Genomic DNA, 206 nt, shown 5'->3' on the forward strand with positions numbered 1-206 from the left:
CCAAATAATAAAGTTCAACAACAGAGAAAAACCCTAAAAAACCTCTTACCTTCGTGACTTCGTGGTTAATTTATCTCCGCATCAAATCCCGCGAAAAAAGAAGAATTAGAGATTGACAATTAATTTAAAACTTGTTATGATACAACCGACGAGGAAGAACTATCATCAAATAATAAAGTTCAACAACAGAGAAAAACCCTAAAAAA

Source organism: Dolichospermum circinale AWQC131C, assembly GCF_000426905.1.
Taxonomy (GTDB): Bacteria; Cyanobacteriota; Cyanobacteriia; order Cyanobacteriales; family Nostocaceae; genus Dolichospermum; species Dolichospermum circinale.